Annotated in this window: 11 protein-coding genes and 2 pseudogenes; 3 read left to right on the top strand and 10 right to left on the bottom strand. The window is 67.6% G+C overall.

The annotated features are described in order from the left end of the window. Positions 1 to 4 precede the first annotated feature (4 nt). Complete coding sequence (locus ACZZZD_RS14655) at positions 5 to 448, bottom strand: AtpZ/AtpI family protein (protein WP_463435944.1); 444 nt, start codon at positions 446 to 448, stop codon at positions 5 to 7. A 163-nt stretch (positions 449 to 611) separates the two neighbouring features. Between ACZZZD_RS14655 and ispH the strand changes: the two genes are divergently transcribed. Further along, the gene (gene ispH, locus ACZZZD_RS14650; RefSeq protein WP_463435942.1) at positions 612 to 1,583 is read left to right on the top strand and encodes a 4-hydroxy-3-methylbut-2-enyl diphosphate reductase; all 972 of its coding nucleotides are present in this window, start codon (positions 612 to 614) and stop codon (positions 1,581 to 1,583) included. On the opposite strand, the gene ACZZZD_RS14645 is transcribed toward ispH, so the two are convergent. From ACZZZD_RS14645 to ACZZZD_RS14620, 6 genes are all read right to left on the bottom strand, one after another. Further along, a complete protein-coding gene (locus ACZZZD_RS14645) occupies positions 1,580 to 3,118 on the bottom strand; it encodes a sensor histidine kinase (RefSeq protein ID WP_463435940.1) in 1,539 nt (512 codons plus the stop codon). The genes ispH and ACZZZD_RS14645 overlap by 4 nt on opposite strands. Before the next feature lie 117 nt (positions 3,119 to 3,235). Further along, on the bottom strand, positions 3,236 to 3,907 hold the full coding sequence (gene scpB, locus ACZZZD_RS14640; RefSeq protein WP_463435938.1) for an SMC-Scp complex subunit ScpB: 672 nt from the start codon (positions 3,905 to 3,907) through the stop codon (positions 3,236 to 3,238). Between the two features lie 147 nt (positions 3,908 to 4,054). Further along, positions 4,055 to 4,876: a segregation and condensation protein A gene (locus ACZZZD_RS14635; protein ID WP_463435936.1), complete on the bottom strand. Its 822-nt coding sequence runs from the start codon at positions 4,874 to 4,876 to the stop codon at positions 4,055 to 4,057. A gap of 53 nt (positions 4,877 to 4,929) precedes the next feature. After that, complete coding sequence (nagZ, locus tag ACZZZD_RS14630) at positions 4,930 to 5,979, bottom strand: beta-N-acetylhexosaminidase (protein ID WP_463435934.1); 1,050 nt, start codon at positions 5,977 to 5,979, stop codon at positions 4,930 to 4,932. 143 nt (positions 5,980 to 6,122) lie between these two features. Then, positions 6,123 to 6,896: an SPOR domain-containing protein gene (locus ACZZZD_RS14625; protein WP_463435932.1), complete on the bottom strand. Its 774-nt coding sequence runs from the start codon at positions 6,894 to 6,896 to the stop codon at positions 6,123 to 6,125. A gap of 79 nt (positions 6,897 to 6,975) precedes the next feature. Continuing rightward, positions 6,976 to 8,166: a deoxyguanosinetriphosphate triphosphohydrolase gene (locus ACZZZD_RS14620; RefSeq protein WP_463435930.1), complete on the bottom strand. Its 1,191-nt coding sequence runs from the start codon at positions 8,164 to 8,166 to the stop codon at positions 6,976 to 6,978. A gap of 142 nt (positions 8,167 to 8,308) precedes the next feature. On the opposite strand from ACZZZD_RS14620, the gene erpA reads away from it, so the two are divergent. Further along, entirely contained in the window at positions 8,309 to 8,629 is a 321-nt protein-coding gene (erpA, locus tag ACZZZD_RS14615) for an iron-sulfur cluster insertion protein ErpA (RefSeq protein WP_463436152.1), read from the top strand. Here erpA and ACZZZD_RS14610 read toward each other — a convergent pair. The 3 genes and pseudogenes from ACZZZD_RS14610 to ACZZZD_RS14600 form a co-directional block, all read right to left on the bottom strand. Next, positions 8,610 to 8,807, bottom strand: a complete 198-nt coding sequence (locus tag ACZZZD_RS14610) for a hypothetical protein (RefSeq protein WP_463435928.1) — start codon at positions 8,805 to 8,807, stop codon at positions 8,610 to 8,612. The genes erpA and ACZZZD_RS14610 overlap by 20 nt on opposite strands. Continuing rightward, positions 8,804 to 9,996 (bottom strand): annotated as a pseudogene (locus tag ACZZZD_RS14605) (PepSY-associated TM helix domain-containing protein). The gene ACZZZD_RS14610 and the pseudogene ACZZZD_RS14605 overlap by 4 nt, the downstream one beginning before the upstream one ends. Continuing rightward, a pseudogene (locus ACZZZD_RS14600) lies at positions 9,969 to 11,855 on the bottom strand (TonB-dependent receptor); the annotation flags it as partial. The pseudogenes ACZZZD_RS14600 and ACZZZD_RS14605, both read right to left, overlap by 28 nt. A 362-nt stretch (positions 11,856 to 12,217) precedes the next feature. On the opposite strand from ACZZZD_RS14600, the gene ACZZZD_RS14595 reads away from it, so the two are divergent. Continuing rightward, positions 12,218 to 13,153, top strand: a complete 936-nt coding sequence (locus ACZZZD_RS14595; protein ID WP_463435927.1) for an alpha/beta hydrolase — start codon at positions 12,218 to 12,220, stop codon at positions 13,151 to 13,153. The last annotated feature ends 142 nt before the right edge of the window (positions 13,154 to 13,295 follow it).

Genomic DNA, 13,295 nt, shown 5'->3' with positions numbered 1-13,295 from the left:
GGCCTTATCGGTCCTCGTCTTCGTCGGCTTCTTCGAACGGGATAGGCTTCGCCTCGACCCCCGCCGCCTTCGCCTGCGCCATCAGCCGGTTAGCCGTGCGACGCGCCATGTAAATCGATAGTGCGAAACCCAAAAGGATTCCGCCGATGATGCCCCACGGGGTGGTTCCAAGGAACCGATCCGCAAGAAAACCCAACCCCAGCCCCACCAGAACGCCGCCGATCAGATCGGCGATGATCTTGTAGGCCTCACTGGTCACCTTCTGGGCGGCCAGATGCGCATGCTCCTGCTGAGCGGTGCGCGTCTCCAGCGAGGATGCGCTTTCGTTGAGGCGTTTGATCGCCTCTTCGCGCGATTCCGTCATTGGGGACATGCCTGAAATGCTCAGCGCCGAACGACGTCCGGACGGGTCTGAATTCGGCGCGGAAACTAATCGTGAGCGGCCCATAGGTCAAGGCGTCGTGATCACGCTCTAAACCGTTGTAGAGCCTCGACTTTCGCCGCCTGCGGACAAGCCGTGACGATGCGCCGCTGTTCGCAGCGACAGAATCTCGCCCGTCGCGACGCGGGTCAGATGGCGATCAGGGCCGCAAACGACTAGGTTCACGGCCATGAATGCCCATGTTCCTCCCCCCGCTGCTCCGCTTCGCCCGATTTCGGTTCGGCTGGCGACGCCGCGCGGCTTTTGCGCGGGGGTGGACCGGGCGATCCAGATCGTCGAACGCGCCATCGAGAAGTTCGGCGCCCCCGTCTATGTGCGCCACGAGATCGTCCATAACCGCCATGTCGTCGAGCGGCTGAAGGTCATGGGCGCCGTCTTCGTCAAGGAATTGGACGAATGCCCCGACGACCGGCCCGTCGTCTTCTCGGCCCACGGGGTGCCCAAGTCGGTGCCCGCCACCGCCCGGGCGCGCGAACTGGTCTTCCTGGACGCGACCTGCCCCCTGGTGTCCAAGGTCCATGTCGAGGCCGAGCGCCACCACGCCGCCGGCAAGCACATCATCCTAATCGGCCATGCGGGCCACCCCGAGGTGATCGGCACCATGGGCCAACTGCCCGATGACGCCATCAGCCTGGTCGAGACCGAAGCCGACGCCGAATCGTTCGAACGCCCCGGCGACGCCCCCCTGGCCTATGCAACCCAGACCACCTTGTCGGTCGATGATACGGCGGGCATCCTGAAGGTGCTGAAGCGCCGCTTCCCCGAACTGCCCGACCCGCACAAGGAAGACATCTGCTACGCCACCACCAACCGCCAGGATGCGGTCAAGGTGCTGGGCGAGGGCTGCGAGCTGGTGCTGGTGGTCGGGTCCAAGAACTCGTCCAACTCGGTGCGGCTGGTCGAGGTGGCGATGCGCGCCGGCGCCGGCGCTTCCTATCTGGTGGACGATGCGTCCCAGGTGGACTGGTCCTGGTTCGACGGGGTCCAGACGGTCGGCGTCACCGCCGGCGCCTCTGCGCCCGAGCCGCTGATCGAGGCCCTGGTCGACGCCATCCGCGCGCGGTTCGACGCCACGGTGACCGAGGACGGCGGCGCGCGCGAGACCGTGACCTTCAAACTGCCGCGTCTGCTGACGGCCTAAACCACCGCCTGCAAAGGCAGGGCGACGCGGAAGGTGCTGCCGACGCCGGGTTCGGTCAAGACCTCGATCTTGCCGCCCATCAACGCCGCCAAACCATGCGCCGCCGTCAGTCCCAGGCCGAGGCCGTCGGCGGTGCGGGTGCTGCTGTCGTCGCCTTGGGTGAAGGCCTCGAACAGACGCGTCGCCTCGGCGGGCTCCATGCCGGGGCCGGTGTCCTGGACCTCCAACACCAGTTGATCGCCGGCGACGGCCCGAAGGGTGACCTGCCCCGTTTTGGTGAAGCGCACGGCGTTGTCGCTCAGCGCCGCCATCAGTTTCTCGACATGGACCGGATCGCCCAGCCATTCGCCTTCGGCGGCCTCGACGCCGATCTTCAGTCCCTTGGCCTCGGCCGCGCCGCGGAAGTCGTTGGCGACACGTTGCAGCAGGTTGTCAGGCCGGAACGGCCGTGTCTCCAGCGTCACCGCCCCGTCACGCAACCGCACCACGTCCAATAATTCCTCCACCAGCCGCAGTTGCTGACGTCCCGACGCCTTCAGGATTTCCAGCCGCTCGCGCTGCTGGGGCGTGACCAGGTCCGCCCCGATCACTTCGGCCATGCCCAGGACGCCGTTCAGCGGCGTGCGCAGTTCGTGGCTGACGTTCGACAGGAAGCGGGTCTTGGCCTGGTTCGCCGCCTCCGCCCGCTCCAGCGCCGCCGACAGGGCGACTTCGGACGCCTTCAGACGGCGCACATCGGCGGTCGTGTTCCAGAACAGGGACGCGGTCCCGATGATCAGCACGACGAACAGCAGCAACAACAGGGGGCCCGCGCGGGTCAGGATCTGATAGCCCGGCCGTTCCGGGGCCCAGACGACGCGGCCCAGCAGACCGCCGCCGGCGTCTCGCACATCGACCCCGGTCATGCCCTGAGGCGGCACGGCGTCGCCCGGCTGGAAATGCACATCGGTCAGCGCCAGTCGCGTCCGAAGCGGATCCAACTCCGCCAGAAAGGGCTTGAACGACGCGACGACGGGATCAGACACCGGCGTCGCGCCCGACGCCGTATGTCGAACGACAGTCGAGGCGCCCAGGACATGGATGTCGTCGCCGACGCGCACGAAAGCGGCCTTGAGGCGAACCCCTGCATCCGCCGTCACCGAGCGATCTCGCCCCGAGGCGTCCTGACGCAATCCATCGATCAGCGGCTGGGCTGCACGCCCGAATACTCCACCCTGCTCCGTCATCGCCGGCCGACCGTCTTTGCTGATGCGGAACAGGCGGCCTGTGGCGTCATAGCCCAGGGTGAAGCGATGCTTGTGCTGGGCGGCGTAGAAGGCGCCGAAGTTGCGATCGTACCAGGCCACGTCGCCCGTCGTCATATGATCGACCGCCTCGTCCCAGATCGAGGCCGTGGTCAGGTTTTCCTCTACCATCTCCAGCGCGCGCGTCAGGCGCAACTGCACCAGCGCCTCTTCCTTGCGCGCCTGGTGAGCGTCGATTCCCCGGCTGACCGTGGTCAGCACACCGACCATGCCGATGATGGACAAAAGCATCAGGATCACCGCAATCCTGAACGTGCTCCACGCTCGCCAACCCGATTTGAACACCACGCCACTCATGCAGTCTGGCTTAGACGGCGCTGACTAAGACGGCGTGAACGTGACGTAACGTCAGCGTGTCTCGCCGACGAAATCCTGGGCGAACTCGGGCGCGTCGTCGTCGATGGGCAGACTGCCGTCCTCGTCGTCGGCCTCGGAGGCGCGGCTCGGGTCCGGCACCTCGAAGCCCACGGGCAGCGACAGGTCCAAGAGGCCCGCGGCCTTCATCTCCTGAACGCCCGGCAGGTCGTACAGGGTCGCCAGGCCGAAATGTTCCAGGAATTTGTCCGTGGTGGCATAGGTGACGGGCCGCCCAGGCGTGCGCCGGCGTCCCCGCAAGCGCACGAACCCCATCTCCAGCAGTAGGTCCAGCGTGCCCTTGGAGATGGTCACGCCGCGCACGCTCTCGATCTCGGCGCGGGTGACAGGCTGGTGGTAGGCGATGATGGCCAGGGTTTCCAGCGCGGCCTTGGACAGGCGACGCGGCTCCTCGCGCTCCTGCGTCATCATGAAGGCCAGGTCCGGCGCGGTGCGGAACCGCCAGCGGTCGGCGACGCACTCCAGCTCCACCCCCCGCCCCTCATAGCGGGCGCGCAGGCCCGATATGGCGCGCGCGACGTTGCAGTTCTCGGGCAGGCGCGCGGCGATCTCGGCGGCCGTCAGCGGCCCGGCGGCGGCGAACAACAAGGCCTCGACCCGCCGCTCGATCTCGGCCTCGTCGGGTTGGAAGGCGAGGTCAGACATGAATTCTCCCCGCCATATGACCGTCATCCTCGCCCTCGTGGCGAGGATCCAGACTCCCGGTTTTTCCGAGGGTGCGCCCATGCCAGACACCCGGAGTTCGGATCCTAGGGACAAGCCCTAGGATGACGGACAGAGTGAGAGAAACCATCACGGCGTCAGCTCCAGCGGCTGCCCCTGCCCGCGCCGCTTCAGGAACAGCTCGGCGAACGCCTGCGTCTGTCGAATGTCCATCGCCCCCTCCTTCACCAGCTCCAGACTGGCCGACAGGGTCGAGGCCGTAAAGCTGGCCTGGCTGGGGCCTTCCTCGCCTTCACGATGCGGCGCCACCTGGTCCAGCGGGGTCCAGTCGGCCAGTTTCGGCATGATCTCGCGCAACCAATCGCGCGCGGCCTCCAGCGCAAAGGCCTCGACCCGCTGGCCGGGCGCATAGCGCCGCGCCTCCTCGCGCCGACGCTGCACCACATAGGCGCTCATCAGTTCGTACAGGCTGGCGTCGATCCGGTCGGACGGCACGATCACCGTCGCCTCGGGGTCGCCGCGCGTGAAGACGTCGCGCTTCAACTGGGGCCTCGCCATCAGCTGTTCGACCGAGCGGCGCATGGCTTCCAGCTTCTGCAGGCGGAAGGCCAGGGCGGCGGCCATCTCCTCAGCCGGCGGCTCCTCGCCCTTGTCTTTCTCGGTGCGCGGCAACAGCAGCCGCGACTTCAGATAGGCCAGCCACGAGGCCATCACGAGGTAATCCGCCGCCAGGGCGAAATTCCGCCGCCGCGCCTCATGCACGAAGGCCAGATACTGTTCCGCCAACTGCGTGATCGACAGCTTCAGCAGATCGACCTTTTGGTTTCGCGCCAATGCCAGCAGCACGTGCAGCGGCCCCTCATACCCGTCCAGATCGACGACGAAGGCCTCGCGATCCTCGACCTCGGCGACGGCCGTAAAATCAAGATTGGGCTGGAAAGCTTCGGACATTTCCTTGGCCTAGCGCGCTTCGCGCTGCTTGAGGCCGGGACGGTCTAGGCGGCTCATGCTTGCGCCTCCCCCACGTCCGGCCCCTTGGCGACATCCAGCCGACCGCCCATGGCCTCGAAGAACCGCGCATGGGCCGCCACGGGATCCAGCGGTTCGGGGACGCGAACGATCCGCGCCATCGCCGCCTCGGCTCGCGCCTTCGTCCTGCCCTTCAGCCTGCCGGTCGCCTCGGCCACGGCCTGCATCTCGGCCATGTCGCCGTTGCAGTGCAGGACCACGTCGCAGCCCGCCTTCAGCGACAGATGCGTCCGCTCGCCCAACGATCCGCTCAGCGCCTGCATCGACAGGTCGTCGGTCATGATCAGGCCGGAGAAGCCCAGATGCTCGCGCATCATCTTCACCGCCTTCTTCGACTGTGTCGCCGGCCGCTTCTTGTCCACAGCGGTGAAGACGATGTGCGCCGTCATGGCCAGGGGCATGTCCGACAACGCCTTGAATGGCGCAAAGTCCCAGCCGTCCAGCGTCTCGAAATCGGCATGGACCGTCGGCAGGTCTTCATGGCTATCGGCGAAGGCGCGGCCATGGCCCGGCATATGTTTGATGCAGGGCAGCACCCCGCCCGCCAGCAGCCCTTCCGCTGCCGCCCGGCCCAGCAGGGTCACGGCCTGCGGATCCTGGCCATAGGCGCGGTCGCCCACGATGTCGTGGGCGCCGGGCACAGGCACGTCCAGCACCGGCAGCAGATCGACGTTGATCCCGACCTCGCGCAGGTCGTGCGCCATCAACCGCGCGCCCAACCGCGCCAGCTCGCGCGCCGCCAGCGGATCGTCGGTCGCCTTCAGATAGGCGTTCCCCGGCGGATATTTGGGCCAGTGCGGCGGCCCCATACGCTGGACCCGCCCCCCCTCCTGATCGATCAGGATGGGCGCCTCGGGATCGCCTATCGACGCCCGCAGTTCGTCGGTCAGCGCCCGCACCTGCTCCGGCGTGTCGATATTGCGCCGGAACAGGATGAAGCCCCACGGCCGCGCCTCGGCGAAGAAGGCCCGCTCGTCATCGGTCAGCCGATGGCCCGAACAGCCGTAGATGGCGGCGGAGGTCATATCCCCCTTACCTTACAATCCGTCATCCTAGGGCTTGTCCCTAGGATCCAAACTCCCGGTGTCAGCCGCAGTGCGACCAGATCAGACACCGGGAGTTCTGGATCCTCGCCACAAGGGCGAGGATGACGAAAACGCGTGGTGTCTCACCGAACGATGCAGTCCCGCCCGGCGGCCTTCAGCGCGTTGCAGAAGGCGACAGCCCGCTCGCGCGACAGGCCCGAGAAGGCCGTGCGGTACAGGGTCGAACCGCTGGACGAGGTCACTTCGGTCACGCGCTTTTCGGCGCCCGAGGCGAACGAGCCGAACCGGCCGGCGACGGCGGCGTATTCGCGGTCGGCGATCTCGGTCGAGGAGAAGGCGCCGATCTGCACCGAGGCCGAACCGCCCGCAGCAGCCGGGGCCTTGTTCGCCGGAGCGGCGACAGGCGGCGCGGTCGTCGGACGCGGCGTCGGCGTGGCGGGGGTCGCGGCCTTGGCGGGCGGCAGGCCCTGTCCGGTCGGGGCGGCGGTTGGCGGCGCGGCCGGGCGCGGCTGGGGCGTCTCGGGCGGCGGGGTGAAGGTCACGGGCGCGTCGGTCGTCTCGCCCTCGTCGCGATAGACGCGTACGCCGGCGGCCGGATCGATCGGCTGGGCGTCCACGGGCGGCGCCGACTTCATGTCGCCGACGGGCTGGCCCACGGCGGGCGGCGCGTCGGTCGAGGCGCGCATGCCCGAGCGATAGAAGAAGATCACGGCGACGATCAGCAGCAGCAGGACCACCGCGCTGATGATCAACGTGACCGGCGGGGCCTTGCCCCCGCCCGAGCCGACGTTGCGGCCGCTGCGCGGATCATAGGAATTGCGACGGAACGGCAGGTCGTCATCGGTCGGGGGCGTATAGGCGCCCCGGCCCGGCTTGTTGTCGTCTTCAAAGGACATTGTCGCGCTCCGCCGTCTGTCAGGCGCGCGAATCGGCGCGCCGAACGATCACTCTACGCCCCCGCGTGCATCTTTCGAATCACAGATCGAGGGCGAGGTCGAGGCTGAACAGTTTCTGGTGCACTTCTATGGCGTAACGGTCCGTCATGCCGGCGATATAGTCGCAGACCGCCCGCGCCCGCTGCGTCCGGTCGCGGGTCAGGGCAGGCGTGCTCCATTCCGGCGGCATGACCTCCGGCTCGGCCATGAACAGCTCGAACAGTTGCGACAGCACCCGCCGCGCCTGGCTGCGCGTCCGGTTGACCCGGTAGTGGCGATACATCCGCTCGAACAGGAACTTCCTCAGGATGGCCAGGTCGGCGTGCATTTCAGACGAGAAATCCACCATCGTCCGTTTCGCCGTGCGCACGTCCTCGGTCGTGACGATCCGGTCGTCTTCCAGCCGCCGCGCCGTCTCGGCCAGCACGTCCTCGACCATGACGCCAATCATCCGCCGCACCGCCTCGATCCTCAGCATCCGATCGTCGATGTCGGGATAGTCGCGCCGAACCTGCGCCAGCATAGGCCCGATCAGCGGCACCTGATCCAGGTCCTGCAAGGTGATCAGCCCCGCCTGAACCCCGTCGTCCACATCGTGGTTGTTGTAGGCGATGTCGTCGGCGACGGCCGCGCACTGGGCCTCCAGCGAGGCGAAGGTCCCGAGCCGCAGGTCCCATCCCGCCTCGCCGCCGGCCGCATAGGGCCGCACCACCGACCAGGCCGGTTCGTCCAGCCGGTGCGACACCGGGCCGTTGTGTTTGATGACCCCCTCGACCGTCTCCCAGCTCAGGTTCAGCCCGTCGAACTGCGGATAGCGGTTCTCCAGCTCGGTCACGACGCGGAAGCTCTGGACGTTGTGGTCGAACCCGCCGTGGTCGCGCATCTGCACCACCAGCTCGTCCTCGCCAGCATGGGCGAAGGGCGGGTGGCCCAGGTCGTGCGCCAGAGCGATGGTCTCGGCTAAATCATCGTCCAGCCTCAGCGCATGCGCCAGCGACCGCGCGATCTGGGCCACCTCCAGCGAATGGGTCAGGCGAGTGCGGTAATGATCGCCCTCGTGCGCCACGAAGACCTGGGTCTTCTCCTTCAGCCGCCGAAACGCCGTCGCATGGATGATCCGGTCGCGGTCGCGCGCAAAGGCGGTGCGCGTGCGACTGGCCGGCTCTGGAACGCGGCGCCCCAGGGTCAGGTCGGCGCGTTCGGCATAGGTGGCGAGGTCTGTCTGGCTCAACTCATCAACTTTGAGACTGCTTTGATGCGGGCGGCCCTTTTCGAACGCCCTTGCGGGCCTCATATAGACAGCCGTGAGCACCGTCCAATCCACAGAACCGTCCACACCCGCCTTCAGCGTCGCCACGCGCGCGCCGGAAGGCATCGTCCTGGCCGCCAGCGCCGCCAAACGCCTGGCCAAGCTGGGCGCGGTCGAGGGCAAGACCCTGATGCTGCGCGTCGCCGTCGATGGCGGCGGCTGTTCGGGCTTCCAGTATCGGTTCGAACTGGTCGAGACGGCCGAGGATGACGACCTGCACATCCAGGCCGACGGCCAGGCCGCCCTGATCGACCCCGTGTCGGTCCCGTTCCTGAAAAACTCCGAGATCGCCTACGTCGATGAACTCGCCGGCGCACAGTTCGTCGTCCGAAACCCCAACGCCGCCTCCAGCTGCGGCTGCGGCGTCAGCTTCTCGATCGGATAAGCGCCCAGGCCGTCGCGACGACGGTCGAGGCCAGCAGGGCCGAGAACACCCCATCCCACGCCCCGTCCTGCAACAGCGCGCCGACCAGGCCGATCAGGCTGAGGCCGAACAGGACTATGGGCGTGCGAAAGATGGCCCACAGGCTCAGATCCTTGCGGTTATGATGATGGCGGCTCATGACTTCCGCCGTCCCTTGCCCAGCCACAGGTAGAGACCCGACCCCAGGATCACGATGGTCGCGATGTCCAGCAGCGCCCACAGGATCTTCAGCGCCAACCCGCCGTAATCTCCGAAATGCAGCGGCTGCGACAGCGACAGCGTCTTCACATACCAGGGCATCTGCGCCACCGCCGCCAGTTCCCCTGTCCGCGCATCGATCAGGGCGGGCGTGGTCATGTGCGTCGTCAGCGGCGTGTCGCCATGGAAGAAGACGGCATAGTGGTGATCGGTCGAATAGTCGGTCCCCGGAAACGCCACGAACTGCAACTGCATCCCCGGCAGAGCCGCCTTGGCCCGCTCAACCGCCGCATCCAGCGAGGCCCGCTGGCCCGCCGGCGCCGGGGCGTCATAAGCCTGGGTCAGCTCCTTCAGCGCCGTATCCTTCCAATAGGCCAGGATCGGCGTCGCCAGGGTGTTGACCACCCCCGTCACCCCGACCACCAGCAGCCAGGCCACCGTCACGACGCCCAGCAGGTTGTGATAGTCCAGCCACCGCGTCCGCGCGGCCTTCTTCACCCGCACCGTGCCGAACGGCAGCCGCCGCATGAAGGGCGCATACAGCACCACCCCCGACACCACAGCGACGACCAGCAGCAGGCCCATCGCGCCCAGGAACAGCATCCCCGGCAGACCCAGGAACATGTCGGTGTGAAGCTGCAGCAGGAACTCCATCACAGGATGGCCGGCGACCAGGGGCGCGACCTCGCCGCTGGTCCGGTCGATGGGTTCGAAACTGTATTTTCCCGCCGGGGCGTCAGGCGCGCGGCTGGTGACATTCACCACCGGCCGGTCCTCGTCGAAGCTCATGAAAGCCGGGACCTCGCCCGGATGCCGCGCCAGTCCGGCCGCCAGAACCTCGTCCAGGGTCAGCAGCCGCCCTTGCGGGTTCTTCGGCTCCCACGGTTCGTGCAGCAGCACTTCGTTCAGCTCATGGCTGAACACCAGCGGCAGGCCGGTGACGCACAGCATCAGCAGGAACAGGGTCGAGACCAGGCTCGACCACTTGTGCGTCCAGGACCAGGCGCGGATGGTTCGGGCGTGCATCAGCCGACGCGGATCAGAACTCGGTCGAGACCGACAGGCGGAACGTGCGCGGCGCGCCCAACGTCAGATAGTTCGACCCCGGAAAACCTCCGACCGCGACCCACTGATCCTCGTCCGCGACATTCTCGACCCGCGCGCGCAGCGTCACCGGCTTGTCGCCCGCGACAAAGGCGTAGCGCACGCCCGCATCGAACCGGGTCCAGCTTTCCAGCTCCACCGTATTGGCGCCGTTCGCCGGCTGCGATCCGGTGTGAACGACCCGGCCTTCCAGCGTCAGGCCGTCGATGGCGCGCACGTCCCATTCAAGGTTCACATTGGCCTGGAAGTCCGGCACGCCGATAGCCGACTTACCGTCCAGCGAGGCGTCCAGGGCGCGGGTGATCTCCGCATCCAGCCAGGTCGCGCCGCCCAGGACGCGCAAACCTTGGACCGGCTCGCCGAAGACCGACAGCTCGACGCCCCGGTTCTCCTGTTCGCCGCCTGCCGAATAGGTCGTGCCGTCAAACAACTCGCTGGGCAGGGTCGTGCGGAAGACGCTCAGCGTGCCGCCGAACGATCCGCCGTCATACTTGACCCCGACCTCGGCCTGTTCACCTCGGAACGGCTCCAGCACCTCGCCTGCATTCGATACCGGCGCGCCATTGATCACCGTCGGCGCCGTCTTGCCCGGGATCAGGGCCTCGGAATAGTTGGCGTACAGCGACACCGCGTCGATCGGCCGATAGACCAGGGCGAACACCGGCGTCACCGCGTCGCTGGCATAGCCGCCGTTCCTGACGTTGGTGTCGTAGGTGTAGCCGCGCGTGTCGATCTCCTGATAGCGCGCGCCGATCGTGGCGATCAGCCGATCGTCCAGGAATGACAGCATGTCGGCGACGGCGAAGCTGGTCGTCTTGACCCGCCCGACCACGCCCGGATCGGTTAGCGAGCCCAGGCCGGACGCGGCGGGCGCCGGCACATAGACCGGATCGTTCAGCGTGCCGGCGTCAAAACCTCCAGAGAAGGCGTAGGAGTTCTTCTCGCGCGATTGCACCTGGGCGGCCGAGGCGACCAGACGGTGAGTGATCGGGCCGGTATCGAAGTCCGCCCGCACGCCGATGTCGGCCGAAAACACCTGGTCGCGACGCCCGTTGTCAAACCGGCTGCCGCTCAGCGAGCCGTCGGCGTCAGCGCGTGGATTGGCCAGGCTGTTGCGCTCCTTGCCGTCGCGCGCGCCCAAGGCGGCCCAGACGGAGACGGCGTCGGTCACATCGAACTCGCCCCGCACCGCGCCGAACAGTTGCTCTTCGTCCGTATAGGTCCAGGGCTGGGCGAAGTTCTTGTCCGCCGACGGCGGCGTGGGGATGGCGCCGTTCGGCGTCACCTGCGGACGCGGGTCGTCCAGCCGGTTCGACTGCCAACCCAGGTCGGCCGAGAACCGCGCGCGGTCGCCGCGGTGATCCAGCCCCAGGCCGACGACGCGCATCTCGCGCTGCTCGTGCTCGACGGCGCTCTCGCCATCGCGGCTGGCGACGTTCAGACGCAGGCCCCAGGCGTTGTCCTGACCAAAGCGACGCGACACGTCAGCGGCGGCGTAGATCTCGTCGCGCCCTTCCCAACCCGCCGTCAGCCGCGTCAGGGGCGCCTCGCCCGCACGCTTGGGCACCAGGTTCACCGCCCCGCCCACGCCGCTGCCGCCCGGCGCCGCGCCGTTCAGGAAGGCGGTCGCGCCACGGAAGACCTCGACCCGCTCCAGCAGTTCCGCCGCCACGAACTGACGCGGCAGAACGCCGTAAAGACCATTATAGGTCATGTCGTCCGAGAAGACCGGGAAGCCCCGGATGACATACAACTCCTGGAAGTTGCCAAACCCCTTGGACACCCGAACCGAAGGATCGTTCTGCAACACCTCCGACACGCTGCGCGCCTGCTGATTGCGGATCAGCTCTTCGGTATAGCTGCTGGTCGAGAACGGCGTATCCATCACGCCCAGGTTCCCCAGCAAACCGACCCGACCGCCGCGCGCCACCTGCCCGCCCGCCGCCGGCGCGGGCAACCGCACCTGCGACCCCGTCACGACGATCTCGCCCAGTTCCGTCGCCTCCTGAGCCAGGGCCGGCGTGGCCGCAGTCAGAGCCAGAAGGCTGGCGGCGCAGACGAAATGACGGGTAGAGCGAACCATAGTTTGCAACGCATTCTCAAAAACAGCAGATATGCTCCGCTCTCTACGCCCTGTTGCGAGCGTCTTGCAATGACACGGCGCGAACTGTCGCAGATGGAAATAGGGGATAAGGTGGTGTTCACAGCGCACAGGTTGCGTTTCTCGAACGCCTGACGGAGACCGCCATGCTCATGCTGCCCCCCGCCCTTCTCGCCGCAAGCCTGATCGCCGGCGCGGTCTCGACCGAGATCGCCCTGCCTGCCCAACCCGCGCCCCTGCACGCAACCCTGCTGGCGCCCGACAGCGCCACCGCCGTCGCCGTCATCCTGCCCGGCTCCGGTCCGACGGACCGTGATGGGAACAGCCCGCTGGGCGTCGCCGCCTCCACCTATCGCCTGCTGGCCGAGGGGCTGGCGGAACAGGGGATCGCCACCGTCCGCATCGACAAGCGCGGCATCGCCGCCAGCGCGGCGGCGGGACCGGCCGAGGCCGATCTGCGCTTCGACGCCTACGCCGCCGACGCCCGCGCCTGGGCGAAGGAGGCCGCAGCGCGCGCGGGCCTGCCCTGCGCCTGGCTGATCGGACACAGCGAAGGCGCCCTGGTCGCCCTGAAAGCGGTCGAAAACGACGACAAGATTTGCGGCCTGATCCTGCTGTCCGGCGCCGGTCGTCCGGCCGGCGTGGTGCTGCGCGAACAGCTGGCCACCCTGCCCGAGCCGATGAAAACCCAGGCCTTCGCCGCCCTGACCCAGCTTGAGGCCGGCCGCACCGTCGCCGACACGCCGCCTGCGCTGGCGGCCCTGTTCCGTCCTTCGGTCCAGCCCTATCTGATCTCGTGGCTGCCGCTGGACCCCGCCGCCCTGCTCGCCGCCTACGACGGCCCGGTCTTCATCGGCCAGGGCACCACCGACCTCCAGATCGGCGTAGTGGACGCCCAGGCCCTTGCCGCCGCCGACCCCAGGGCCACGCTGAAACTCTGGGGCGGCGTCAACCACGTCCTCAAGACCGCCCCCGCCGACCGCGCCGCCAATATGGCGACCTATGCCGATCCGGCCTTACCGCTGGCGTCGGGCGTGGCGGAGGATGTGGGCGCGTTCATTCAAGCGAACGGAAGGCGGTAGTTTCGCCTCAGAACTGACCTTCGCAGCGGCGCTTATGGGTAGGAAGCGGACGTTCAGAGTTGCGGCTCGCACGATCGGCCGCTTACTTTGTAAGCCAACGTCTGATCCATCGTCGTCACGTAGCCAACTTTACAGTCATTGG

It is taken from the genome of Brevundimonas sp. AC546 (assembly GCF_979258305.1).
Note: the sequence above shows the minus strand (reverse complement) of the source record. Positions and strands in the feature narration are given on the sequence as shown.

Coding starts and splice junctions, on each gene's coding strand:
- ACZZZD_RS14595 (WP_463435927.1), top strand. CDS start 12,218: ATGCTCATGCTGCCCCCCGCCCTTCTCGCCGCAAGCCTGATCGCCGGC.
- ispH (WP_463435942.1), top strand. CDS start 612: ATGAATGCCCATGTTCCTCCCCCCGCTGCTCCGCTTCGCCCGATTTCG.
- nagZ (WP_463435934.1), bottom strand. CDS start 5,979: ATGACCTCCGCCGCCATCTACGGCTGTTCGGGCCATCGGCTGACCGAT.
- ACZZZD_RS14645 (WP_463435940.1), bottom strand. CDS start 3,118: ATGCTTTTGTCCATCATCGGCATGGTCGGTGTGCTGACCACGGTCAGC.
- ACZZZD_RS14610 (WP_463435928.1), bottom strand. CDS start 8,807: ATGAGCCGCCATCATCATAACCGCAAGGATCTGAGCCTGTGGGCCATC.
- ACZZZD_RS14635 (WP_463435936.1), bottom strand. CDS start 4,876: ATGTCCGAAGCTTTCCAGCCCAATCTTGATTTTACGGCCGTCGCCGAG.
- scpB (WP_463435938.1), bottom strand. CDS start 3,907: ATGTCTGACCTCGCCTTCCAACCCGACGAGGCCGAGATCGAGCGGCGG.
- ACZZZD_RS14625 (WP_463435932.1), bottom strand. CDS start 6,896: ATGTCCTTTGAAGACGACAACAAGCCGGGCCGGGGCGCCTATACGCCC.
- ACZZZD_RS14655 (WP_463435944.1), bottom strand. CDS start 448: ATGGGCCGCTCACGATTAGTTTCCGCGCCGAATTCAGACCCGTCCGGA.